The sequence below is a fragment of the Niveispirillum irakense DSM 11586 genome (genome assembly GCF_000429645.1).
Classification (GTDB): Bacteria; Pseudomonadota; Alphaproteobacteria; order Azospirillales; family Azospirillaceae; genus Niveispirillum; species Niveispirillum irakense.
In genome coordinates, this window is the sequence record NZ_AUCG01000007.1 from 1 (window position 1) to 22,503 (window position 22,503).

The following is a 22,503-nucleotide window of genomic DNA, read 5'->3' on the forward strand; positions in this document are numbered from 1 at the left end:
GGTGGTCATAGCGAGGGCCCCCCACCCGATCCCATCCCGAACTCGGCCGTGAAACCCCTCTGCGCCAATGGTACTTTGTCTTAAGGCACGGGAGAGTAGGTCGCCGCCAGGTCCGCCCGTAACAGGTAAATCACGATACCAGAACCAAACGCCCCTCGGCACATCGCCAAGGGGCGTTACCTTTTGCGGGCCGCAAAACGGCCCTCTGACGCGGGGTGGAGCAGCCCGGTAGCTCGTCAGGCTCATAACCTGAAGGTCACAGGTTCAAATCCTGTCCCCGCATCCAAACAAAAGCCGCTGAACTCGTAAGAGATCAGCGGCTTTTTGCTATCTGCGCCAGGCCGATACAGCTGACAGTGACGGAACACCCAAACCCGAATGTTCCGCCTGCTTGACCAGCGTGTGAACCCGGCGGCAAACCGGGGCTTCCCCGCCCAGCTTATCGGCCAGCGCCAGCACATGGCCCTGCAAGGCATCGATCTCGGTCGGGCGGTGCTTCTGCAAATCCTCCCACATGGAGGATCGCGCCAGCGGATCAATACGCAGCATGGCCCCTGCCAGCCGTCGGAACAGGAAATCCGGCAAATCCAGGAGAAAAGGCAGCCAAGTGGGGCTGATGCGTCCCAGGCGCGCCGGGCGGATGCCGGCCTGGCGCAGAAGGGTGAGGGTTTCGCGCTGCTGTGCCGCCAGCAGGCGTCGCCAGCGGCGGTCGCCCAGTTGTTGCGCCAGTGGCAGACCCGAAAGGGCGTTCAAAGCATTATTCAGGTTGAGCAGCAGCTTACCCCATTGGACACTCACCATATCCGGGTGGGCGATCACCTTCCATCCCGGCACATTCAGCATCTCTGCCAGACCCGGCACTGTATCGGCGATCATGACCTCGCCCGTAGTCGCGCGGTGGAAATGGCTCTCTGTGGGCCGGGCGACGTTGAACGGCACCATGCCGGCCAGCACCTGCCGCCCTGGCAAATGGGCCTTCAGCCGGTCGGCATTGCCGATGCCATTCTGCAAACTGACAATAAGGGCATCGGCAGGCGCATGGGTGGCGATCAAGGCTGCCATCGCGTCCGTATCCGTCGCCTTCACGGTCACCAGGATCAACCCGGCATCGGCAAAGGCGATGGCCGGCTCCGTTTCCAGGTGGAGGGCATCTGGCGATAGAACCCGATCAACCCCATCCAGGTCTGACAGATGCAGTCCCCCAGCCAGCGCCGTTGCCAGGGCAGGGCGCAACAGCAGGGTGACCGGCAGGCCGGCCAGGGCCAGGCAGCCCCCGGCATAACCACCGATGGAACCGGCGCCGGCGATAGCGATCCGCCGGCCCGCTGGCAGGGTAAAGGCCATCTGCGTGTCAGGCGGTGGTCTGCCGGGGATGGGCGGCCACCGGGCCGGCAATGCCGCTATCGACCAGCCGGTTCACCTCCGCCTCCACATCCTTGCGCAGCCCCAGGGCAAAGAAAGCTTCAGCCATCAGGAACAGGGGCGCCATGAAGATCTGCCAGAGATTGGCGGTCAGGGCTGGCTTGTTGCCCTCAAACCAATGGCCCAGCAACTGTACGGCCCAGCCGCCGACAAAGGCGGCGATGCCGATACCGGCGGCAATGGCCGTGGGCAGTGCTGCCACCTGTTCCGCCAGCCACAGGACCGGGAGAGTGACCAGCGCCAGGGAGCCGCCGATCAACGGGTCCAGCGCGACATAGTAAAAGACCAGTCCCGCCACCAGGATCACGGCAAGGCTGATGTTCATCCCGGCAATGTCGAACCGGGCATAGGTCGCAGCCAGGATCAGCGAGAAGACGATGGTCGGCACGCCGAACGCATGGGTCAGCTTATTGTGCGGGTGGCGGTGATAGGCGGCATAGAATGCCATGGTGCGGGCCAGACGGCTCATTCTCTGTTCCTCCCGATATCGATAGGCGGCTCTTAAAAACAGACCGATTGGTTTGTTTTTACATCGAAGCGTGGTTCGTGGCAATGATGAAGCGATGAAGGGAAGAATCGAGATCGTCATGGAACAGATGGCATCACAGCCGGTGGCCCGGCGCAGCCAGACACAGCGCCGGGAGGAGATGCGCCAGCGTCTGGCGGCGGCGACCCTGGATGCCCTGGCTGAACATGGTCATGCCGGCGCGTCGCTCTCGGTGATCCTGGCGCGGGCCGGGGTGTCGCGCGGTGCCTGGAGCCATCATTTCGAAACCAAGGCCGAGATGCTGGCCCTGGCCGCAGAAGGGCTGCTGCGTGACGCCATCATCGCCGCACGCACCCTGGCCTTGCCGCTGCCGGCTGATATGTCGGACCCGGCGGCCCGGTTGTCCGCTTTGCTGGAGATGGCCTGGGGGCGCTTTTATCAGGGACGCCACCGCGACCTGCTGTTCGAGGTGGTGCTGGCGGCGCGGACGGATGCGGAATTGCGCGCCCGTCTGGCCCCAATCTTTGATGCCTTTATCGGTGAGGTCGGACAGGGCTGGGGGATGGCTTTGGCCCCATCGCCGCAGCGGGGGGCGGCCATGGCCGATCTGATGGTGCTGACTGTCTATATGCTGCGCGGTATGGCGATGCAGGAACTGGCAGCCGGTGACACGCCCCACCATGCGGCACTGCGCCGGCTCTGGGTGGATATGCTGATCGGCTTTCCGGCCCCGCCCGCCACCTGATCAGGCCGGCGGCAGGGGGACGGGGGCCGGATCGCCATCAAGATCCGGGGCTGCCGGGCGCTGGGCGATGGCGCAAAGCCGCTGGATGACGGCAGCCTTGGGGCTGGACACTTCCCCTTGTTCAAACGCGACGACATGAAGCCGGCCCCGCGCCAGTTCCAGCAACTCCCCCGCCCGCAGCAGGAAAGCGGGGCTGGACGGACGGCCAAAGCGCTGGTTGCCCATGGCGAAGGTCTCGTAAAGCAGGATGCCGCCCGGCTTCAAGGCGGCCAGCAGGTCGGGCAGCAGCGGGCGGTAGAGATAATTGGTGACGATCACGGCATCGAAATCCGCCAGGGCTGCTGGCCAGGGATTGCCATTCTCCAGATCCGCCTGAAGCAGGTTCACCCGCTCCTGCCCCACAAGGTCGGCCACGCCGCGCAGGTCGAGATCCACGCCCGTGACATGACAGCCCCGTCCATGGAAGAAGCGCAGATGCCGGCCACCCCCGCAGGCCAGATCCAGCAGCCGCGCACCGGGGGGCACCAGGGGCGCAAACCGGGCGATCCAGGCAGAGGGTGGGGAAAAGGGCAGGCTGTGGCTCATCACATGTTTCTCATCAGGGCAGCGGCGGAAAGACGGGGCGATGGGTGCCTTGCATGACAATGGCATTGCAGTGGGCGTCCCCTGTCGCCATGTTCATCGGCAGAAGGCGGTCGCCATCATGGCATGGGGGACCGATGATCGACAGCAATGGGATGTGGGATCGGGGATGATCCTGTTCGATCTGAAATGCGGCCAGGGCCACCGGTTTGAAGGATGGTTCCGCAACAATGATGCCTATGAGCAGCAGGTGGCTTCCCACGCCCTGACCTGCCCGGTCTGCGGCGATGTGCATGTGGAAAAAGCTCCGATGGCACCGCGCATCGCCAAATCCGGCCGCACCCGGGAGGCGGAGGCCATGCCGGCCCCGGCCCCCGCGGCCAACCCCGAGCCGGCCGAGCAGGCGCAGCAGGCCGAAATGCTCCGCGCGTTGCGGGAACTGCGCCGGCAGGTGGAAGCCAATGCCGAACATGTCGGCGACCGTTTTGCCGAGGAAGCGCGCAAAATCCATTATGGCGAAACCCAGTCCCGCGCCATCTATGGCGAGACCAGCCAGGAACAGGCGGAAAAGCTGCAGGAAGAAGGCGTCGCCTTTGCCCGCATCCCCTGGCTTCCGACTGGGAACTGACCGGCTGCCATGCCGTGACCTTGCAGGGAGGATTGCTGGAATCCGCTTGACCCTGCCGGCCTGATGGCGCATCAACCCTCCTACCGTTGACGCCTGTTCGCGCGCGGGACCGTGCTGGACGACATCCCGGCCCGGCCCCGGTGAGAGCGGGCGCGTATCCATTTGTGGGGTTCGCCCCGCCAATCCCTGTCCAGGGGCGGCCTTGTGGTTGCCGGATGCGCTTCCCTTGAAACATTCAGATGTGGAGACGACAGATGTCGATCACGGCTGAGCGCAAGACTGCGCTGATTGAAGAGTACAAGACCAAGGAAGGCGATACCGGTTCGCCGGAAGTGCAGGTTGCCATCCTGACCGAGCGCATCGTCAACCTGACCGAACACCTGAAGACCCACGCGAAGGATTTCCATTCCCGCCGTGGTCTGCTGGTGATGGTCGGTCAGCGCCGCCGTCTGCTGGACTATGTGAAGGGCAAGGACAAGGCCCGTTACGAGAGCCTGATCCAGCGCCTGGGCCTGCGTCGCTAAGACGCCGGAACGGTCGTCTGGTCGCCGCCATCCGATCCATCATCGGCAAGGTGCCATCCCACGTGAGCCATCGCCTGTTTCTCCCATGCCAGATCACCGGGCCTGCTGCGGCAGCCAGGGGGATGGCGTCGGTGAAGGGGATGGCCGGGCTGACACCCTTTGGCGGCGCGGCGATCCGGGCTTTACGCCCGACATGATTGAGGACGGCCAGCCGGGATCCCTTCCGGCTGGCCGTTTTCGTTTTCCGGTGCCGATGAGCGGTGCTGGAAAACATCTGAAGGGATGAAACAGGCGGGGCCGTCCGATTAGGCCCCGGCCCGGCGCCCAATCCGGGGCGATCCAGGGTTTCGGATGGAAGGAACGATAAGATGTTCAAGGTCTTCCGCAAGGAAATGGAATGGGGCGGTCGCAAGCTGGTCATCGAGACCGGCAAGATCGCTCGTCAGGCCGATGGCGCCGTCATGGTCAGCTACGGCGACACGGTGGTGCTGGCCACTGCCGTTGGCGCCAAGTCCCCGAAGCCGGGTGTGGATTTCTTCCCGCTGACGGTGAACTATCAGGAGAAGGCTTTCGCCGCGGGCAAGATCCCCGGTGGCTTCTTCAAGCGTGAAGGCCGTCCGACGGAAAAGGAAGTCCTGGTCAGCCGTCTGATCGACCGTCCGATCCGTCCGCTCTTCGTCGATGGCTATCGCTGCGAGACCCAGGTGGTCTGCACCGTGCTGAGCCACGATCTGGAAAATGACCCGGACATCGTGGCCATGATCGGCGCGTCCGCCGCGCTGACCATTTCCGGCCTGCCCTTCCTGGGCCCCATCGGTGCCGCCCGCGTCGGTTACGAGAATGGCCAGTTCATCCTGAACCCGACCGCTGACCAGATGGATAATGCCATCCTGGATCTGGTGGTTGCCGGTACGCAGGAAGGCGTGCTGATGGTCGAATCCGAAGCCAAGGAGCTGTCGGAAGAGATCATGCTGGGCGCCGTGATGTTCGGCCACACCCAGTTCCAGCCGGTGATCGACATGATCATCGACCTGGCCGAGGAATGCGCCAAGGAACCCCGCGACATCGCCCCGCCGGCCTTCGACAAGGAAGCCGTCAAGGCCCGTATCCTGCAAGTGGCCGGCGCGGACGTGAAGGCCGCCTATTCGATCCTGGTCAAGCAGGAGCGTTACGCTGCCGTCGGCGCTGCCAAGGACAAGGCCAAGGAAGCGCTGAAGGAAGAGTTCGCGCCGGAAGCCATTTCCGAGATGTTCAAGGAAGTGGAAGCCGACATCCTGCGCGGTTCGGTCATCGAGACCGGCAAGCGCATCGATGGCCGCACCACCGTGGATATCCGCCCGATCGTGGCTGAAGTGGGCATCCTGCCCCGCGCCCATGGTTCGGCCCTGTTCACCCGCGGTGAAACCCAGGCGCTGGTCGTTGCCACGCTGGGCACCAACCAGGATGAGCAGATCGTGGATGCGCTGGAAGGCGAATACCGCGAAAACTTCATGCTGCATTACAACTTCCCCCCGTACAGCGTGGGTGAAGCCGGCCGCATGGGCAGCCCGGGCCGCCGCGAAATCGGCCATGGCAAGCTGGCCTGGCGTGCCATCCACCCGCTGCTGCCGTCCAAGGAAGAGTTCCCCTACACGCTGCGCGTCGTGTCGGAGATCACCGAGTCCAACGGCTCCTCCTCCATGGCCACGGTCTGCGGCACGTCCTTGTCGTTGATGGATGCCGGCGCCCCGCTGGCCCGCCCCATCGCCGGCATCGCCATGGGCCTGATCAAGGAAGGCGACAAGTTCGCCGTTCTGTCCGACATCCTGGGTGATGAAGATCACCTGGGCGACATGGACTTCAAGGTCGCCGGCACCGAAGCGGGCGTCACCGCCCTGCAGATGGACATCAAGATCACCTCCATCACGGAGGAGATCATGAAGATCGCCCTGGCGCAGGCCCAGAAGGGCCGCATCCACATCCTGGGTGAGATGAACAAGGCGCTGAACACGGCGCGCGGCGAAGTGTCGGGCAATGCCCCGCGCATCACCGTGATCAACATCCCGAAGGAGAAGATCCGCGACGTGATCGGCTCCGGCGGCAAGGTGATCCGCGAGATCGTGGAGCAGACCGGCGCCAAGATCGACATCGAGGATGACGGCACCGTGAAGGTGTCGGCCGTGGACAGCAAGTGCTCCGACGCCGCCATCAAGTGGATCAAGGGCATCGTGGCCGAGCCGGAAGTGGGCGAGATCTATGACGGCAAGGTCGTCAAGGTCATGGATTTCGGCGCCTTCGTGAACTTCCTGGGTTCCAAGGACGGTCTGGTCCATATCTCCGAGCTGAAGAACGAGCGCGTGGCCAAGGTCACCGACGTTGTGAAGCAGGGCGATGCCGTGAAGGTGAAGGTCCTGGGCTTCGATGATCGCGGCAAGGTGAAGCTGTCGATGAAGGTTGTCGATCAGGCAACCGGCGAAGACCTGTCCAAGAAGGACGCCCCGGCCGAGGGTTGATCCCTTTTGCCGTTGCGGCCCTGAACAGGGACTGTGTGGAAAGGCCGTCGGGGTGACCCGGCGGCCTTTTTCATATTATGGTTATGTAAAAAATATTTGACACGGAAAATCACTTGGCGCACTTATTGTTAAATAAACTTAACATAAAGAATGGGGCGCTTAACATGTCCTTCCGAGAGAAGCTGATCTGGTTGCAATTGCTGGCGCTGGCCGTTTTTGGGGTGGCCTATTTCGGCCCGGTCTTCGGCTCTTATCTGGGGGTGACGGCGGTGCCCGGGGGCCAGTTTATGTGGATGGTCTATTGCATCCTGGCTTTAATCATCGGCCTGCCGGTGGCTGCTGTGGGGATGGCGATCGTCGCCAGCCTGCGCACACCGCGTGAAGCGCGCAGCCCCAGGGATGAGCGCGATCGTGTGATTGCGCTCTTGGGAACGCGGACGGGCTTTTATGTCCTGGTCACCGGCGTCCTGGTGGCGATGCTGAGCATGCATGCCGGCTCCGGCCCCGTCCTGCTGGTGAATTTCATGCTTTTCGCCCTACTGCTGGCTGAACTGTCACGCCTGGGTACTCAGGTTTTCCTGTATCGGCGGGGTTGGTGAACGATGCTGCCCTTCACCAACAATATCCGCCGCCTGCGCTTTGATGCGGGGGAGATGACCCAGCAGGATCTGGCTGAACGGATAGGCGTTACGCGCCAGACGGTGGCCGCCATTGAACAAGGGAAATACTCACCATCCCTGGAGGCTGCGTTCCGCATCGCCCAGGTGTTCAAGGTACCGCTGGAAAGCGTCTTTCAGTGGCAGGGTGATGGCAAGGCCGGCGCCCCATAGGGAATTTGAAAAGCGAGAGGCGCCGCATTGCCGGCGGCCTCTCGCGTTCGGCGGACAGCCGGGATCAGGCCGCCGTCAACCGCGCCAGCGCCTGCACGGTCTGGACACAGGCCGATGCGGCTTCCCGGCCTTTCTTGATGAAATGGTCGCGGAAGAAGCCGTTATGGGCGTCATGTTCGTGGAAATGATGCGGGGTCAGCACGGCGGAGAAGACGGGCACGCCGCTATCCAACTGTACCCGCATCAACCCGTCAATAACGGCGGATGCCACGAAATCATGGCGATAGATGCCGCCATCGACCACCAGCCCGGCAGCGACGATGCCGGCATAGCGCCCGCTTTCCGCCAGCTTCTTGGCATGCAGCGGAATCTCGAAGGCGCCGGGCACCTCGAACAGATCGACATGGGCGGCGGGGATGCCCAGATCGCCGATGGAGGACAGGAAGCTATCGCGGCACTGGTTGACAATATCGCTGTGCCAGCAGGACTGGATAAAGGCGATGCGTGCCGTGGCCAAGGTTTCAGACTGATTCATGGTCTCCCTTTCCTTCAAGGACCAGAACCAGGGCATGATGACAGGCGCCGGCCCCCGGCACCGTGCCGGGCGGGTGGCGAGCCTGTCCTCTCTTCCATCCGGACTGTAACCGTCGGCCCCGGAATTTCACCGGATCTGCTGACCCCGACCGGGATATCCTGGCCGGGCGCTCGCGGGCTATACCGCCGGTGGGGATTTTCACCCCGCCCTGAGAGATGGTGGCGACCGGAATGGCGGCCACGGTGAAAGCCGATAGCAGGGATGGGGGCGTGGGTGCAACGGTGCGGAACGGGGTGGGTGACGTTGCCCATCTGATGGTTGGGCTCACCTGATGGTTGGAGACGGTGGCGGCCCCGGTGTCTTGGCATGCAGGGTCTTGCCGGTTACGGCGTAACAGACGGAAGCCTCAAAGGGATTTGCCCATGGTGACCCGTCGTCTGTTGCTGGGGGGGCTGACCGGTTTTGGCCTCGCCTGGTCCTTTCCGGTTCGCGCCGCTCTTGACCCCTCATCCCCTGACATTCCGGCTGTCACGGCACTGATCCGGAATGCTATCGCTCGCCACGGGCTGAAGGGGGTGGCGGCCGTGGCGCTTCAGGCCGGCCAACCCTTCTATCGCGGCTATTTCGGTGCGATCAGGCCCGCCACCGCGATCCCTGTCGCCTCGGCCAGCAAATGGGTGGCTGGCCTGCTGGTGATGTCTTTCGTCGCGGCGGGAAAATTACGTCTCGATATGACCATGGCTGAGGCGGGGCTGGTGAAGGCTGGCCCCGCCGGCGCCATCACCCTGGCCCAGTTGATGAGCCATGTCTCCGGCCTGGAGCCGCTGAGGCCCATCCGGCAAGATCGGCGCTATCCAACCCCGGCCTCCGCTGCGCGGGCTCTTGGCGAGATGGAGATGGCGGCGGTACCGGGCACGGTTTTCGCCTATGGTGGCGTGTCCATGCAGGTGGCTGCCTATCTGGTGGAGCAGGTGGGCGGGGCGGATTGGAACAGCCTGTTCCGCCGCCATATCGCCGATCCGCTGGGCCTGTCGCCCGCTTGCCGATGGGGGGAGAAATGGGGGGTGGCAGGGGGCCTGATCGCCAGCCCGGATGATTATGAGCGTATCCTGTTGATGATCGCGGCCCGTGGCGTGACCGGGCAGGGGCGGCGCATCCTGCCCGAAAGCATATTTCCGGCGATGGAACGCAATCTCGTTGCCGGTGCGCGGCGCGAGAAACTGCCGCCGGCGGCTGAAACGCTGGCCGGCTATGGTATCGGCTTTTGGTGCGAGACGGCGGCAGCCGATGGTACCTGCACCATCCTGTCCAGTCCCGGTGCCTTTGGCACTTATCCGTTGCTGGACCGGCAGCGTGATATTGCCATCCTGCTGATGGTGGAAAACCGCCTGCCGCGGGTCATCAAGGAATGGCGTGGCATCATCCAGATTTTAACGCAAGTGGCCCCACGGCCCTAGCGGATGGCGCAATCCCCACCCGTCCTGCTTGCAAAAAACAGGGAAATGAGTAGCCTTCGCAGCATCCGCCGGCAGGGCCGGCCCCAAGGCAGTGACAGGGACGATGCTGGAAACCCTTCCCCTCTATTTCACCTTTCTTGGTGTGTCGGTTGCCCTGCTGGCCGTCGCCGTCACCCTTTATATGCTGATCACCCCTTATCGGGAGGTGGCCTTGATCCGGGAGGGCAACAGCGCTGCCGCGGTCAGCCTGGGGGGCACTGTGATCGGCATGGCGATTGCGCTCTTTTCCATCGCGTCGGGCACCTATGCCATCGTGGATCTGCTGCTGTGGGGTGCCGTTGCCCTGGTCTGCCAGCTTGGCGTCTTCGCCATTGTCTGCCTGAAGCTGCCGGGCTTTCGTCAGGGGATTGAGCAGGACCGGCTGGGCTATGGCATCACGCTGGGCGCTTTTTCCATCGCCATGGGCATTCTCAACGCCGGTGCCCTTTCGATTTGATGGGGGCTTCCCCACATTTGCCCCGATAAGGGCCGCAAAGGCCGATCCATTTTTTCAGGAGCATTTCCGCGATGATGCAGTTCTTCCGCACGCTGCTGGGCGTCAAGGGTGAGCAGGTGGGCCGCCAAGTGGTGGACGCGCTGGTCGAACTGGACCCGAAAAGCGCGTCGATCGCCCAGTTGCGGGTGATGGAAGCCGATCTGGACAAGGCCGGCAAGCTGCTGGCCAACCTGCGGGTTGAGCTTCAGCGCGAACGTAAGGAAGCCGTGGAAGCACGGGAGAATTATGGGCGCCGTCTGGCTGCCGCTGAACATCTGAACAACCAGCTCGCCACTGCCGGCGCCACCGACGATGTGAAGCGCGCCAGCCTGGAATCCAGCCTTGCCAACCTGCTGACCCAGTTGGAGCAGTTGGAAGAGGAAGTGCTGATCGAGGAGCGGGAGGCCGACGAGGCCGAGGCGCTGGTGGCTGAAGCTGAAGCCGCTTATCGGGAAAAGGCCAAGGCCCTGTCGGAGGCCAAGACCGCCCTGGCCAAGGCCGAACGTGACATGGAACGCGCCAAGATCGAGGAGAGCCGGGAGAAGGAACGCGCCAACCGCGCCGCCCAGATCGCGGGTCTGCGCGGCGAGGGCGACGGGTCCAAGCTGACCGTGGCGGTGGATGCCATGCAGCGTCGCGCCCAGCAGGCCCGCGTCAATGCGGAAGCCGCGCGCATGAAGGCCCAGGCCCTGACCGATCTTTCCTCCCGCAACAGCGACAATCTGGGGGATGCCAATATCGAGGCGGCGTTGAAGGCGGTCAGCGGTGGCCCCACGCCGGGCCTGTCGGTGCATGAGCGTCTGGCCCGGTTGAGCGGCAAGTCCGCGGCCCCGACCGCCAGCCTGCCGTCGCCCGACAAATCGGCCTGATCCCGCCGCCGCCCAGGGAGGAAAATGCCATGACCGACGCCCCGTCGCCCGCGCCCAAGCGCCGGCGTTCTGCCTATATCTCCACGCTGCTGATCGGCGGGGCGGCGGCTTTGGCCCTGTCCGCCTGCGATGGTGGCGATGCGGTGGAACAGACCGAGGCGAAGATATTCCCCACGGTGGAAAGCTGTCAGGTCGAGTTCTCTGCCGAGGAATGCGCCAAGGCATTCGAGCAGTCGCGCCAACTGCATATGCAGAACGCGCCGCGCTTTGCCGACATGAATGCCTGTGAAGCACAGATGGGACCGGGGGCCTGCCAGCCGATGGCGATGGCCCAGCCCGATGGCTCTGTTTCCAACGTCTTCGTGCCCGCCTTGATGGGCTTCATGCTGGCCCGCGCCCTGCAGCCCAATCCCGGCTATGGGGGCGGCTATTATGGTGGCGGCTATTACATGCCGCGCCCCATCTATATTGACCGTGGCGGCTTCATGCGCAGTGGCGGGGCGGAAGTGGGGCGCTGGTCCGGTTCCCGGGAAAGCTTCAGCCGCTCTTCCGTGCCCAGCACGGTTCAGACCCCGGTCAGCCGGTCGGGCCAGGTCGGTCAGCCCTCGCGCAGCACCAGCCGGGGCGGCTTTGGCAGTTCTTCGCGTGGTTTCAGCGGTGGCGGCTGATCCGCCGTTCCAATCAGAGTAACATCATGCAGCGTGTCTCGATCCGTCCCCGCCCCGACTGGCCCGCCCGGATGGAGGCGTTGGGGTTTGATTTCCACACCATCCCGACATCCGAGGACCCGAGCGGCCTTTATTGGGATGAAAGTGCCTATTGGCTGTTCACCGAGGCCGAGATCGACCTTCTGGATGATGCCAGCGTCGAGCTGCACAAGATGTGCATCGCCGCCGCCCGCCGCATCATTGACGAGAAGCTCTATCCGCTGTTGAACATTCCCGCTTCCGCCGTGCCCGCCATTGAGGCGTCATGGGCGCGGCGGGAAGCGGGAAAGGAATTCTCCCTCTATGGAAGGTTCGATCTTGCCTATGGCGGGCCGGACCATGGCGATGGCATGCCCAAGCTGCTGGAATATAATGCCGATACGCCCACCGGCCTGTATGAGGCCGCCGTGGCGCAATGGGCGTGGCTGGAAGAGGTCTTCCCCGAAGGCGACCAGTTCAATTCCATCCATGAAGGGCTGGTGGAGGCCTGGCAGGGTCTGCTGCGGGCTGACCGGCGGCTGGCGGCGGACCAGGGTCGGCGGGGGACGGGGGAGCAGTCGCTCGCCCTGCACCTGACCTGCGCCATGCCGCATAAGGAGGATGAGGGCACGCTGCGCTATATCCAGGATACGGCAACGGAAGCCGGCCTTGCCACCAAGGCCATCGCGCTCTCCGATATCGGCCTGACGGAAGAGACCAGCCCCTGGGACCGGTCCACGCGCTTTGTCTTCACCGACTTGGAAGACCAGGATATTTCCAGTCTGTTCAAGCTGACGCCATGGGAATGGCTGGTGGCCGATGATTTCGGCACCAAGCTGCTGGATCTGGTGGCAAAGGACCAGATCCGGGTGGTGGAGCCGGCCTGGAAGATGCTGCTGTCCAACAAGGGGCTGTTGGCCGTGCTATGGGAAATGTATCCCCACCATCCCTATCTGGTGGAAGCGCATTTCGACCGCCGCGCCTTTGCCCCCGGCACCCGCGTGGTGGCCAAGCCGCTGCTGGGTCGGGAAGGGGCGAATATCTCCGTCGCCACGTTGGGCGAGGGGGGCACATTGGCCAGCCGACCGGTCCTGGAAACCGAGGGGCCTTACGGGGCGGAAGGTTATGTCTATCAGGCCTGGTCGCCGGTCGTGTCGGCACGGGCGCCCGATGCCAAGGGCGTGATGCGGGACCATCACGCTGTGATCGGTGCCTGGATGGTGGGTGACCAGTGCCGGGGCATCGGTATCCGGGAGGACAGCACGGCTGTGACCCGTGATACGTCCCGCTTCGTGCCGCACCGGTTTGAATAAACCAATCTGCCTTGAGTTTGACCCTTGGCGGATTGGTGTCGGCGGTGGCTGCCGCCGCGTGGCTCGTGCCGCGTTAGAGTTTGTCAGATTTAGGTTGGATCAACCTCCACCGTCACCCCGGCCTGCGCCGGGGTGACGGTGGTAAGAACCATGTCCGATTCCATTTAAACCTGACAAACTCTAGCCAATCCAACGGATGTTGCTGCCCCGCCTTCCCCATCGGGGGGAAGGCGGGGCAATGGTGCCCGGTTACAGCTTCACGCTGACATCCACGATGCCGTGATCATCGGGATTGTCATGGGCGTGGAAGCCCAACTCGCGGCAGAGGCTGAGCATGGAGACATTCTCCCGCAGCACCTCGCCGAACACTTCGCTGATCCCCCGGTCGCGGGCATAGGCCAGGATTTCCCGCATCAGCAGCGACCCCAGCCCCTTGCCCTTCATGTCGGACCGGACCAGCACGGCATATTCGGCCCGTTCATTATTGGGGTCGGCGGTGATGCGGACGACACCGAAGATCGGCCCCTTGCCATCGCCATCAATCTGGCCGGTGGGGATGGCGACCAAGGCCATTTCCCGGTCATAGTCAATCTGGGTCAGGCGGGCCGCCATCTGGTGTGACAGGCGGCGCAGCGGCGCGAAGAAGCGCAGGCGCAAATCTTCCACACTGGTGTGGGAGACCTGATCATGGATTGCCGTCTCATCCTCCGGCCGGATGGGACGAATCAGGAATTCCTGCCCGTCGCGCAGGGTCACGCGATGTTCCAGCCGCTTGGGATAGGCGCGGATGGCCAGCCGCTTCTTGGCCTGTTCAGTAGCGGGCACCACGCGGATGCGGGCATCCAGGGCCAGGATACCGGTCTCATCCGCAAAAAGCGGGTTGATATCCAGTTCCGCGATTTCCGGGAAATCAATGACCAACTGGCTGATCTTGGTCAGGGCCAGGGCGATGGCGTCCAGGTCAGCGGCGGGCCGGTTGCGATAGCCCTTCAGCAGCTTATAGACCCGTGTGCGGGCCATGGCCTCATGCGCCAGGTTCAGGTTCAGCGGGGCCAGGCTCAAGGCCTTGTCGCCCACCACCTCCACCGATGTGCCGCCGGCACCGAACAGGATGACGGGGCCGAACAGGCTGTCATCCACCATGCCGACGATCAGCTCATGCGCGCCGGGACGGTGCGCCATCTCCTGCACGGTAAAGCCCTCAATCCGGGCTTCCGGCATGGCGGTGCGGATACGCTCAATCATCGCCTCCGCCTCGGCCCAGACCTGGGACGGGGCCAGGTTCAGCGCCACGCCCCCCATGTCCGATTTATGGGTGATATCCGGGGACAGGATTTTCAGCGCGATGCGTCCGCCCAGCCGCTTGGCCGCGCGTTCCGCCTCTGCCGGGCTGCTGGCGGTGACGGTCTGGACGCAGGGGATGCCATAGGCGCGCAAGACCTCCTTCGCCTCATATTCCGACAGCCAGGGCCGCCCTTCCGCCAGGGCGGCATCAATCGGCGCGCGGGCGGCGGCCATATCCACATCAAACTGGTCCGGCGCGCTGGCCGGCATTTCCATCAACAGTTCCTGATTGCGCTGATAGCGCACCAGATGCAGGAAGGCGCCCACCGCCTGACCGGGCGTGTGGTAATGCGGGATGCGGGCAGCTTCAAACAGGCGGCGGGCGGGGGCGGCCTGCTGTTCACCCAGCCAGTTGGTCAGGATGGGGATCTTGCGGTCGCCGCCACCGCGCTGGTTGCGGGCATGAACGATATCCACCACGGCCTGGGCGGCATCGCGCCCATCGGCCACCGCCGTCGGGCAGTTCAGCACCAGCACGGCATCGCAGTTCCGGTCGGTCAGCAGGATGTTCAGCGCGTCGGCATAGCGCTTGCCATCGGCATCACCAATAATATCCACCGGGTTGCCATGGCTCCAGGTTGGCGGCAGCACCTTGTTCAACTGCTCGATGGTTTCCGGCGCCAGTTGCGCCAGCCGGCCGCCGCCGGCGATCAGTGCATCGGTGGCCAGCACGCCGACACCGCCGCCATTGGTCAGGATGGCCAGCCGGTCGCCCTTGATCTGCACGCCCGTGGCCAGGGTGCCGGTGGCGGAGAACAACTCGTCCAACTCCCCCACCCGCAGCATGCCGGCGCGGCGGAAGGCGGCATCATAAACGGCGTCAGCTCCGGCCAGGGCCCCGGTATGGCTGGCCGCGGCGCGCGATCCTTCCTCGCTCTGCCCGGCCTTGATGACGATTACCGGCTTGGCGCGGGCCGCGGTGCGGGCGGCGGACATGAATTTGCGCGCGTTGGTGATGGCTTCCACATAAAGCAGGATGGCGCGCACGCCAGCATCCTGGGCCAGATAATCCAGCATATCGCCGAAATCGACATCCGACATCGACCCCAGCGACACCAGATGGGAAAAGCCGATGCCGCGCGGCGTCGCCCAATCGACGATGGAGGTGACGATGGCGCCTGACTGGGCGACCAGAGCGATATCTCCCTTCAGCGGCGGCACATGGCAGAAACTGGCATTCAGCCCCTGGCCGGGCACCATGATGCCCAGACAGTTCGGCCCAATGACGCGCAGCAGGTGCGGCTGGGCGGCATCCAGCACGGCCTGCTGCAATTTGCGCCCTTCCTCCCCCATCTCACCGAAGCCGGCGGTGATGACGACGGCGGCCTTGGTGCCGCGCGCGCCCAACTCGGCAATCAGGCCGGGCACGGTGGCGGGCGGGGTGGCGATGACCGCCAGATCGGGCACGACCGGCAGGTCGGCCACCGATTTATAGGCCAGCACCCCCTCGATGCTGCTTTCACGGGGATTGACGGGCATGACCGGGCCATCGAACCCGGCATTGAACAGGTTGCGGGCGATCACCTTGCCGACCGACCGGTCGCGGCGACTGGCCCCGATCAGGGCGACAGAGCGTGGCTTGAACAGCCGGTCCAGGTTGCGGATCGTCATCGGGGCGCTCCTTATCAACTGGCAATGCCCATCGTCGGGGCAGAATGGATGCTGACAGATCGGGGCCGCACCATAAACCCCATCAAAAGGGGCGCGATGATATGGGTCAAACAGGAAGGCGATCAGGACGGGAATGATCCAATCCCTTCCCGGGGGACGGCGGCGACGGTCGTCGCGCGCCCAATGGCGCGTAGCCGAGCCGCCGGATGGCGGCGCGGGCGATTGAAGCCCGGTGATCGGTTTCGATCATCGGGACGGCATAAAACCTTACTTCTCCAGTCCTTTGAGGGCGAGGCGGGCCTGTTCATGGCCGGCTGATGCCGCGCGGGACAGCCAGATACGCGATGCGTCCAGATCCTGGGCCACGCCGCGCCCTTCCCAATACATCAGGCCCAGCCGATAGGCGGCTTCCGCCAGGGGTGGGTCTTTGGGCGGCAGTGGCGCGCCGGGACGCGGCTTGGGCGGGGGGCTGGCGGCCAGCCGGTAGAACCGGGCGGCCAGATCAGCATTGCGGCCGATCCCGGCCCCACCCCGGTCAAAGGCGTCTGCCATCAGGAAGGCGCCGATCGTGCTGCCCTGGCAGGCATGGTCGAAGGCGACCGACAGTTCCGGCCGATTGGCGAAGGGCTGGTGCCCCGCCTCCACCCCGGCGCGGCGGATATCCACGCAAGGATCGGCCATGCGGCAGGCGGCCAGCCCGGCACAGACCAGCGGTTCTGCCTCTGGTGTGGTGGTACAGGCCGACAGAACCGCCAGCGCCATCATCGCCAGCATCCGCACGGACAGGGAGCGGGGGGAAGGACCGTGTAGGCGGGGTGCCATCAATGGTTCCGGGCAATGGGGTGATAAGGGACAGCATAGCATCGCTGTTCCCTCTTTCCACGGCGCGGTGGTGGACTATCTTCGCTGACAGGAGACCGGCAGGGGCCGGTCAGGGGGGCCTGTTCATGATCCGCGTCCATCATCTCAATATTTCCCGGTCGCAGCGGGTGCTGTGGCTGCTGGAGGAAATCGGCCTGGACTATGAGGTGGTGCGCCATTGGCGTGACCGCCGCACCATGCGCGCGCCCAAGGCGCTGCGCGACCTGCATCCGCTGGGCAAGCTGCCGCTGGTAGAGGTGGATGGCAGGGTTCTGGCCGAAACCGGGCTGATCATCGAATATTTCATCGCCCGCAATGCCCCCCATCTGGCCCCGGCGCCCGAGGCCGGCGACGATCACTGGCGCTATCGCTATTGGATGCATCATGCGGAAGGGTCGCTGATGCCGCAATTGCTGCTGAAGCTGATCGCCACTAAAATGGGCCTGCTGGCCCTGCCGATCCGCGGCATGGTGAATGAGCAGGTGAAGCTGCACCTGGATTTCGTGGAGAAGGAAGCCGGGCGCAGCCAATGGCTGGCCGGTGACCAGTTCAGCGCCGCCGACATCATGATGAGCTTCCCGCTGGAAGTGGCGGCGCAGCGGGCCGGGATGGGGGATGATTATCCCCATTGCCAGCGCCTGTTGAAGGCGATGCAGACCCGCCCCGCCTATCAGCGCGCCTGGGCGCGCGGTGACGGGGCCGATAAGCGGTGAATGCTGGTTGGGCCCCATCTTGGCCATAGGCAGGACGGGGCCAACCTTTCAGATCAGGAAGGTCTTCGGGTCGGGGATGGGCCGGCGGTCAATGGCTTTCAGCAACGCCACGACGGAGCGGATCAGGAACCAGAGGGCGACCAGCAGCAAAAGCACGATCCCCACCCCGATCACTGACAGGATCGCGCCGATGAAGGTGAAAAGCAGGCTGAGCCAGAAGGTGCGGATGGCATAGGTCAGATGCCCGGCCCAGATGGTGCCTGCCATCTCGTCCCGCTTCACATAAGCGATGATCAGGGCCACCAGCGCGGTAATACCGAAAACGCAACTGGCCACATTCAGCGCATGGACCAGAACGCAGGTGTCACGGAACCGGTTTTCTTCCGGCGTGACGTAATCATTCATCATCCCCCGTTCCCTCTTTCCCCAAAGTTCTACAACCCTGACAGAGTTGACCGGTACCATCCCCCTGGCAAGGGGAAAGGGCAGGTGGTCCCGCGGGCGGGCATGAAAAAGGCCGGGCACCCACAGATGGATGCCCGGCCTTTTCATGATCTCCCCGCAGGGGGACGGATCAGCCTTCGGTCTTGTAGCGATCGAAGCTTTCCTGGATCAGCTTGGCAGCCACGTCAGCCTCGTCCCAGCGGACGATGCGGACCCACTTGCCATGCTCCAGATCCTTGTAATGCTCGAAGAAGTGGGCGATCTGCTCGACCAGGATCTGCGGCAACTGGCGATAGCTGGTGATGTTGGAATAGAACGGGTGCAGCTTGTCCACCGGCACGGCCAGGATCTTCTCATCCATGCCGGCATCATCTTCCATGATCAGCACGCCGATGGGGCGGGAGCGCAGCACGACGCCCGGCACCACGGGGGTGGTGCCGACCACCATCACGTCAATCGGGTCGCCATCCAGCGCCAGCGTGTGGGGGACGAAGCCGTAATTGGCCGGGTAGAACATGGCCGTGTGCAGGAAACGGTCCACGTACAGCGCGCCGCTTTCCTTTTCCAGCTCGTACTTCACGGGCTGGCCGCCCTGCGGGATTTCGATGATGACGTTGATGTCCCAGGGCAGGTTTTTGCCGGAGGGGATCTTGCTGATATCCATCGTTCAGCCTTCTTGGCAGCATTTCCTATCGGGCGGGCCTCTCCCGCCACGCAACCGGCGCGCATCCTAGCGGAGTGCAGGTGCGAAAAGAAGGGACGGGACCGGGGTGCGCCCGTGCATTTCCGCCGCATCTACCAAAGTCGGTACCGCCGGGCTGGCCTGGCTGGCCCTATCCATGCTCATATCCCGGCATCTGTCTTCCTTTAAGCCATATGCCGCCCGTGACCATCGCCGATCCCATCGCTTTCGCCCCCCTGCTGCTTGATGCCGAAGCCCGCTTGATCGCGGCCGGGATCGACGATGCGCGCCTGGACCTGCTCTATCTCGCGGAAGCGGCCTTTAATGTGCCGGTGGCCCAGCTTCGCCGGCGGGGGGAGGTGGTGGTGCCGGCTACCGGCCTGCCGGCCTTTCAGGAGAAGGTGGCCCGCCGCCTGACGCGGGAGCCGGTGCAGCGCATCCTGGGGCGGTGGGAATTCTGGGGGCTGGATCTGGCCCTGGGGCCGGAAACGCTGATCCCCCGCCCGGATACCGAAACGGTGGTGGAAGCGGTGCTGAAGCGCCGCCCGGACCGGCGGACCCCCTGGCGGGTGCTGGACCTGGGGACCGGAACCGGGGCCATCCTGCTGGCCTTGTTGAGCGAATATCCAGAAGCGACCGGGGTCGGTGTCGATCTCAGTCCCGAGGCGGCGGCGGTGGCGCGGGGCAATGCGCAGGCGCTGGGCCTGGGGGAACGGGCCGGCTTTATCGCCGGGGACTGGGCCAGCGCGCTGGAAGGGCGCTTCGATATCGTCGTCTCCAACCCGCCTTATATTCCCGAGGCAGAGGTGGACGGGTTGCAGCCCGAGGTCGCCCTGTTTGAGCCGCGGCGCGCCCTGGCCGGCGGGGCCGATGGGCTTGATCCTTACCGCCTGCTGGCGGGGGAAATGGCGCGGCTGCTGGTGCCGGGCGGGCTGGTGGTGATGGAACATGGTGCCGACCAGGGGCCTGCCGTGGCTGGGCTGTTGCGCGAAGCCGGGCTGGCGGATGTGGCAACCCTGCCCGATCTGGGCGGGCGTGACCGGGTGGCGCTGGGCACAATCCCCATCACACCGCGCGACTTGTGAAAAAACCTGTTGGAATGCAAGTCAACTATCGCTAGGGTCCGCAGCATATGGCGGTGGCGCGTGGGGCGCCCGCCATGGCGAAGCCCTCGGACCGGGGCTGGCAGCCCAGGGGATGGAATACCCGACCTCCCCCTCTAAAACACAGGTCGACCGCCAGAAAGCATATGCTCGAACGATGGTGAAGACCGGGTCGCCAATGTCCGAAGGCAGGAAACCAGGGGCCAGAGCGCAAATCGAATGAGACAAGGACCGAACACACGGCGTTCACGCGGCCGCGGCGGCAATAATAATGGCGGCGGTGGTGGTGGCGGTGGAAATGGCGGCAACGGGGGCGGTAATCGCCGTCAGAGCGGACCGCAGCGCCACCAGAATTATGACAGCAACGGGCCGGATGTCCGCATCCGCGGCAATGCTTTTCAGGTTTATGAAAAGTATCAGGCGCTTGCCCGTGATGCACATGCCTCCGGTGACCGGATCGCGGCTGAGAACTATCTCCAGCACGCGGAACATTATTACCGCATCATGTGCCTGATCAACGAGCAGGAAGCCCGCCAGCGTCCCAATGGCTATCGCCAGGAACAATCGCCCCAGCAGGGCGGTTACGAGGGTGATGAAGGGGATGAGGGCGACGAGGCGGAAGCCGACGGCGCTGAACAGGACCAGCCGGCGGCCTGACCTGCCCCTCTGTCTGAACCCGCCCGGCGATCCTGTCAAAAGGCGCCGGGAAGGTTTCTGCCTGTGATGGTTTTTCCGTACCGCTGCCAGCGGCTGGCCGGGGCGCTGATAGCGCCCTGCCGGCCCCTTTTCATTTTACTTATACCAATTCGCCGAATGATTGACCCTTGGTCAACCCTTCGACGGCCTCAGGCGCCGGCGCCAACATCCGTTGGCTTGGCTGACGCGGCACGAGCCGCGCGGCGGCAGTCGCCGCCGATACAAATCCGCCATGAGTCAAACTCAAGGCGGATTTGTATTACACTCCGCTTCCCACATTCCGCATCATTCGCGGAACCGGTCCCCACCCGGCGTGGGGAAACGCCTTATCCCAATCTCCCGTGATCGTGACCGATCACAGGAGATTTCGTGCTTCCTGGCTCGCCGGGTGGGCCATGCTGCTACCAGGCGGCGGGTCGGCGGTCGCCGCCCTCAACTCCGAACAGGCTTGTCTGTCAGGTCCGGCTGCGCCAGCCGGGGGCTTCTGCATCCAGGATGCGTTCCAACTGGCCGACCCGCTGTTCCAGCCGTTCCGCCCGGACGGTCAGCTCATGGGCGGCGCCTTCCGACAGGCTGCCCTGCCGCATGGCGCGCATCTTGGTCAGGTGCTTCATGACGATGGCCACGATGGGGATCATCAACGCCATGACCGGCACGATATAGGGCGTATTGAACATGTTTGCGACCTTCTGCGTCAGGTGCCGGCGCCAGCGGGCGGCATAAGGGGCAGGGAGAGAGGATCAGGGCTTGTCGGCCAAGTGGCGGAACTTGCGGTTCAGTTCAAATTCCGGGCTGGTGACATAGCGCTCGATATCGGCGACCCGGCGGTCGATCTCATCCATGCTGCGGAAGCGCCGGCGCAGATCGACCTCGCCCTGGGCCTGTTCCAGGTCAATGGCCTGCCATTTGCGGATATGGTTCAGCACAATGGCGATGCTGGGAATGGCCAGGGCCAGGACCGGCACAATATAGGGTGTATTGAACATGGGGGGCGGCTCCCTCAGGGCGACGGGCTTCTCATGGCGCCCTTCCGGTCTTTACTTGCTCTCCAGATCCTTGAACTGGCGGTGCAGGTCATATTCCCGGGAGGCGACATAGCCTTCAAGGCTGCCGATCTCGCGGTCCAGATCGCGGAATTTGGCGCGCAGGGCGGACAGGGTCTGGTCGGGCTTGGTTGCAACCGAGCGCCAGAATACTTCTTCCTCGCGGCTTTCATACAGGCCCATGGGCTGCTGCTTCAATATCCACCACAGGATCGGATAGCCGAACAGGAAGACGGGCGTGAAGGCGAAGAAACCGATGATGAAACCCAGCCGGACGATCCAGCTGTCGATATTCATATAATCGGCGATTCCGGCGCAGACGCCGCCCAGTTTCACATCCGTGCGGCTGCGATACAGCCGGTGCGGGTTGGGTGAGCGACCGTAATTCTCCATCATCTCCTCCCCATCCAGCGATGTGGCATCGCCTGTCCCTTCATGGTCGCGATAGAACCGGCGGGACCGGGCGGGTGACAGGCCCAGATATTCGCCCCAACTCTGGTTAGGGTGCTTTCCCAGCCATTCATATTCCCAGTTGCGGCAGCTGCCCCCGGGGCCTGACCCATATCCGCGCCGCTGCCGGCCGGGAAAGGGAGGCGGGGTGGTGGGGTCGAAATCCCGTCTTTTCATGATTTCGACCTCCAGCCCGGTGCTTCGGCGTCCAGAATCTTTTCCAGTTGCCGGATGCGGTCTTCCATCTTGCTGGCGCTGTGCCAGAGATCGGACAGCATCTGCTCATCATCCGCCGACAGGGTCTTGGCGATACGCCATTTGGTGACATAGTGGAAAATGATCCAGACCGGCGCCACGATCACCAGGAAGATGATCGCGACGACGAAAATTCCTTCGGACATGCTAGGCCCCCTTTTCTCCCCGTGATGTGGGGTTTGGTACCGGATGGCCT

The 22,503-nt window shown here is 64.0% G+C and carries 26 protein-coding genes, 1 tRNA gene, 1 rRNA gene and 1 riboswitch; of the genes, 16 read left to right on the top strand and 12 right to left on the bottom strand.

Translation table 11 applies throughout. The features are described from left to right. Positions 1-112 (top strand): 5S ribosomal RNA (gene rrf / locus G473_RS0102995); the annotation flags it as partial. A 97-nt stretch (positions 113-209) separates the two neighbouring features. Then, positions 210-286: transfer RNA gene (locus G473_RS0103000), tRNA-Met, on the top strand. Between the two features lie 41 nt (positions 287-327). Here G473_RS0103000 and G473_RS0103005 read toward each other — a convergent pair. Continuing rightward, positions 328-1,344: a 2-dehydropantoate 2-reductase gene (locus G473_RS0103005; protein WP_035705256.1), complete on the bottom strand. Its 1,017-nt coding sequence runs from the start codon at positions 1,342-1,344 to the stop codon at positions 328-330. Between the two features lie 7 nt (positions 1,345-1,351). Next, positions 1,352-1,891: an Mpo1 family 2-hydroxy fatty acid dioxygenase gene (locus G473_RS0103010; protein ID WP_029011880.1), complete on the bottom strand. Its 540-nt coding sequence runs from the start codon at positions 1,889-1,891 to the stop codon at positions 1,352-1,354. A gap of 94 nt (positions 1,892-1,985) precedes the next feature. Here G473_RS0103010 and G473_RS24820 point away from each other — a divergent pair, with 94 nt between their 5' ends. Then, positions 1,986-2,654, top strand: a complete 669-nt coding sequence (locus G473_RS24820; RefSeq protein WP_051329830.1) for a TetR family transcriptional regulator — start codon at positions 1,986-1,988, stop codon at positions 2,652-2,654. Here G473_RS24820 and G473_RS0103020 read toward each other — a convergent pair whose 3' ends face one another. Continuing rightward, positions 2,655-3,239 carry a class I SAM-dependent methyltransferase gene (locus G473_RS0103020; protein ID WP_051329831.1) on the bottom strand — a complete coding sequence of 195 codons (585 nt, stop codon included), beginning with the start codon at positions 3,237-3,239 and terminating at the stop codon, positions 2,655-2,657. It lies immediately after the preceding gene. Positions 3,240-3,357: 118 nt separating this feature from the next. On the opposite strand from G473_RS0103020, the gene G473_RS0103025 reads away from it, so the two are divergent. The 5 genes from G473_RS0103025 to G473_RS0103050 all read left to right on the top strand — a co-directional run bounded on the left by G473_RS0103025 (position 3,358) and on the right by G473_RS0103050 (position 7,710). Then, positions 3,358-3,864: a DUF1178 family protein gene (locus G473_RS0103025; protein WP_342665641.1), complete on the top strand. Its 507-nt coding sequence runs from the start codon at positions 3,358-3,360 to the stop codon at positions 3,862-3,864. 254 nt (positions 3,865-4,118) lie between these two features. Then, positions 4,119-4,388, top strand: coding sequence for a 30S ribosomal protein S15 (gene rpsO, locus G473_RS0103030; RefSeq protein ID WP_029011883.1), 270 nt, complete (start codon positions 4,119-4,121; stop codon positions 4,386-4,388). Between the two features lie 368 nt (positions 4,389-4,756). After that, on the top strand, positions 4,757-6,880 hold the full coding sequence (pnp, locus tag G473_RS0103040; protein ID WP_029011885.1) for a polyribonucleotide nucleotidyltransferase: 2,124 nt from the start codon (positions 4,757-4,759) through the stop codon (positions 6,878-6,880). Between the two features lie 164 nt (positions 6,881-7,044). Further along, on the top strand, positions 7,045-7,479 hold the full coding sequence (locus tag G473_RS28920; protein ID WP_051329832.1) for a hypothetical protein: 435 nt from the start codon (positions 7,045-7,047) through the stop codon (positions 7,477-7,479). A 3-nt stretch (positions 7,480-7,482) separates the two neighbouring features. Further along, the gene (locus G473_RS0103050; protein WP_029011886.1) at positions 7,483-7,710 is read left to right on the top strand and encodes a helix-turn-helix transcriptional regulator; all 228 of its coding nucleotides are present in this window, start codon (positions 7,483-7,485) and stop codon (positions 7,708-7,710) included. Positions 7,711-7,774: 64 nt separating this feature from the next. Here G473_RS0103050 and G473_RS0103055 read toward each other — a convergent pair whose 3' ends face one another. Beyond that, positions 7,775-8,245 carry a 6,7-dimethyl-8-ribityllumazine synthase gene (locus tag G473_RS0103055; protein ID WP_029011887.1) on the bottom strand — a complete coding sequence of 157 codons (471 nt, stop codon included), beginning with the start codon at positions 8,243-8,245 and terminating at the stop codon, positions 7,775-7,777. A gap of 82 nt (positions 8,246-8,327) precedes the next feature. Continuing rightward, positions 8,328-8,465, bottom strand: a riboswitch (FMN riboswitch). A 202-nt stretch (positions 8,466-8,667) separates the two neighbouring features. Here G473_RS0103055 and G473_RS0103065 point away from each other — a divergent pair. The 5 genes from G473_RS0103065 to G473_RS0103085 all read left to right on the top strand — a co-directional run bounded on the left by G473_RS0103065 (position 8,668) and on the right by G473_RS0103085 (position 13,105). Beyond that, positions 8,668-9,702 (top strand): serine hydrolase domain-containing protein, encoded by a 1,035-nt coding sequence (locus tag G473_RS0103065; protein WP_029011888.1) that lies wholly within the window; start codon positions 8,668-8,670, stop codon positions 9,700-9,702. 103 nt (positions 9,703-9,805) lie between these two features. Next, entirely contained in the window at positions 9,806-10,198 is a 393-nt protein-coding gene (locus G473_RS0103070) for a DUF350 domain-containing protein (protein ID WP_035705259.1), read from the top strand. A gap of 71 nt (positions 10,199-10,269) precedes the next feature. Beyond that, a complete protein-coding gene (locus G473_RS24830) occupies positions 10,270-11,106 on the top strand; it encodes a coiled-coil domain-containing protein (RefSeq protein ID WP_051329833.1) in 837 nt (278 codons plus the stop codon). A gap of 29 nt (positions 11,107-11,135) precedes the next feature. Beyond that, positions 11,136-11,774, top strand: a complete 639-nt coding sequence (locus G473_RS0103080; RefSeq protein ID WP_029011890.1) for a DUF1190 domain-containing protein — start codon at positions 11,136-11,138, stop codon at positions 11,772-11,774. 26 nt (positions 11,775-11,800) lie between these two features. Continuing rightward, positions 11,801-13,105, top strand: a complete 1,305-nt coding sequence (locus tag G473_RS0103085; protein ID WP_029011891.1) for a glutathionylspermidine synthase family protein — start codon at positions 11,801-11,803, stop codon at positions 13,103-13,105. Between the two features lie 249 nt (positions 13,106-13,354). Here G473_RS0103085 and G473_RS0103090 read toward each other — a convergent pair whose 3' ends face one another. Next, a complete protein-coding gene (locus G473_RS0103090; RefSeq protein WP_029011892.1) occupies positions 13,355-16,060 on the bottom strand; it encodes a bifunctional acetate--CoA ligase family protein/GNAT family N-acetyltransferase in 2,706 nt (901 codons plus the stop codon). Positions 16,061-16,327: 267 nt separating this feature from the next. Beyond that, a complete protein-coding gene (locus tag G473_RS0103095; RefSeq protein ID WP_161630932.1) occupies positions 16,328-16,882 on the bottom strand; it encodes an SEL1-like repeat protein in 555 nt (184 codons plus the stop codon). A 125-nt stretch (positions 16,883-17,007) separates the two neighbouring features. Here G473_RS0103095 and G473_RS0103100 point away from each other — a divergent pair, with 125 nt between their 5' ends. Further along, positions 17,008-17,634, top strand: coding sequence for a glutathione S-transferase family protein (locus tag G473_RS0103100; protein WP_029011894.1), 627 nt, complete (start codon positions 17,008-17,010; stop codon positions 17,632-17,634). Positions 17,635-17,682: 48 nt separating this feature from the next. Here the strand turns inward: G473_RS0103100 and G473_RS24835 are convergent, their stop codons facing one another. Next, positions 17,683-18,042 carry a DUF4870 family protein gene (locus G473_RS24835; protein WP_051329834.1) on the bottom strand — a complete coding sequence of 120 codons (360 nt, stop codon included), beginning with the start codon at positions 18,040-18,042 and terminating at the stop codon, positions 17,683-17,685. Positions 18,043-18,208: 166 nt separating this feature from the next. After that, positions 18,209-18,742 carry an inorganic diphosphatase gene (gene ppa / locus G473_RS0103110; RefSeq protein WP_029011895.1) on the bottom strand — a complete coding sequence of 178 codons (534 nt, stop codon included), beginning with the start codon at positions 18,740-18,742 and terminating at the stop codon, positions 18,209-18,211. A gap of 221 nt (positions 18,743-18,963) precedes the next feature. Here ppa and prmC point away from each other — a divergent pair, with 221 nt between their 5' ends. Then, positions 18,964-19,845, top strand: a complete 882-nt coding sequence (gene prmC, locus G473_RS24840; RefSeq protein ID WP_245579975.1) for a peptide chain release factor N(5)-glutamine methyltransferase — start codon at positions 18,964-18,966, stop codon at positions 19,843-19,845. Between the two features lie 237 nt (positions 19,846-20,082). Then, the gene (locus tag G473_RS0103120) at positions 20,083-20,520 is read left to right on the top strand and encodes a DUF4167 domain-containing protein (protein WP_029011896.1); all 438 of its coding nucleotides are present in this window, start codon (positions 20,083-20,085) and stop codon (positions 20,518-20,520) included. Between the two features lie 494 nt (positions 20,521-21,014). Here G473_RS0103120 and G473_RS0103125 read toward each other — a convergent pair whose 3' ends face one another. The 4 genes from G473_RS0103125 to pspB form a co-directional block, all read right to left on the bottom strand. Further along, a complete protein-coding gene (locus G473_RS0103125; protein WP_029011897.1) occupies positions 21,015-21,236 on the bottom strand; it encodes a hypothetical protein in 222 nt (73 codons plus the stop codon). A 63-nt stretch (positions 21,237-21,299) separates the two neighbouring features. Further along, on the bottom strand, positions 21,300-21,545 hold the full coding sequence (locus G473_RS0103130) for a hypothetical protein (protein ID WP_029011898.1): 246 nt from the start codon (positions 21,543-21,545) through the stop codon (positions 21,300-21,302). A 51-nt stretch (positions 21,546-21,596) separates the two neighbouring features. Further along, positions 21,597-22,229 (bottom strand): envelope stress response membrane protein PspC, encoded by a 633-nt coding sequence (gene pspC, locus G473_RS28925; protein ID WP_051329836.1) that lies wholly within the window; start codon positions 22,227-22,229, stop codon positions 21,597-21,599. Beyond that, complete coding sequence (gene pspB, locus G473_RS0103140) at positions 22,226-22,453, bottom strand: envelope stress response membrane protein PspB (RefSeq protein WP_029011900.1); 228 nt, start codon at positions 22,451-22,453, stop codon at positions 22,226-22,228. Before pspB ends, pspC begins: the two co-directional genes overlap by 4 nt. Between the last annotated feature and the right edge of the window lie 50 nt (positions 22,454-22,503).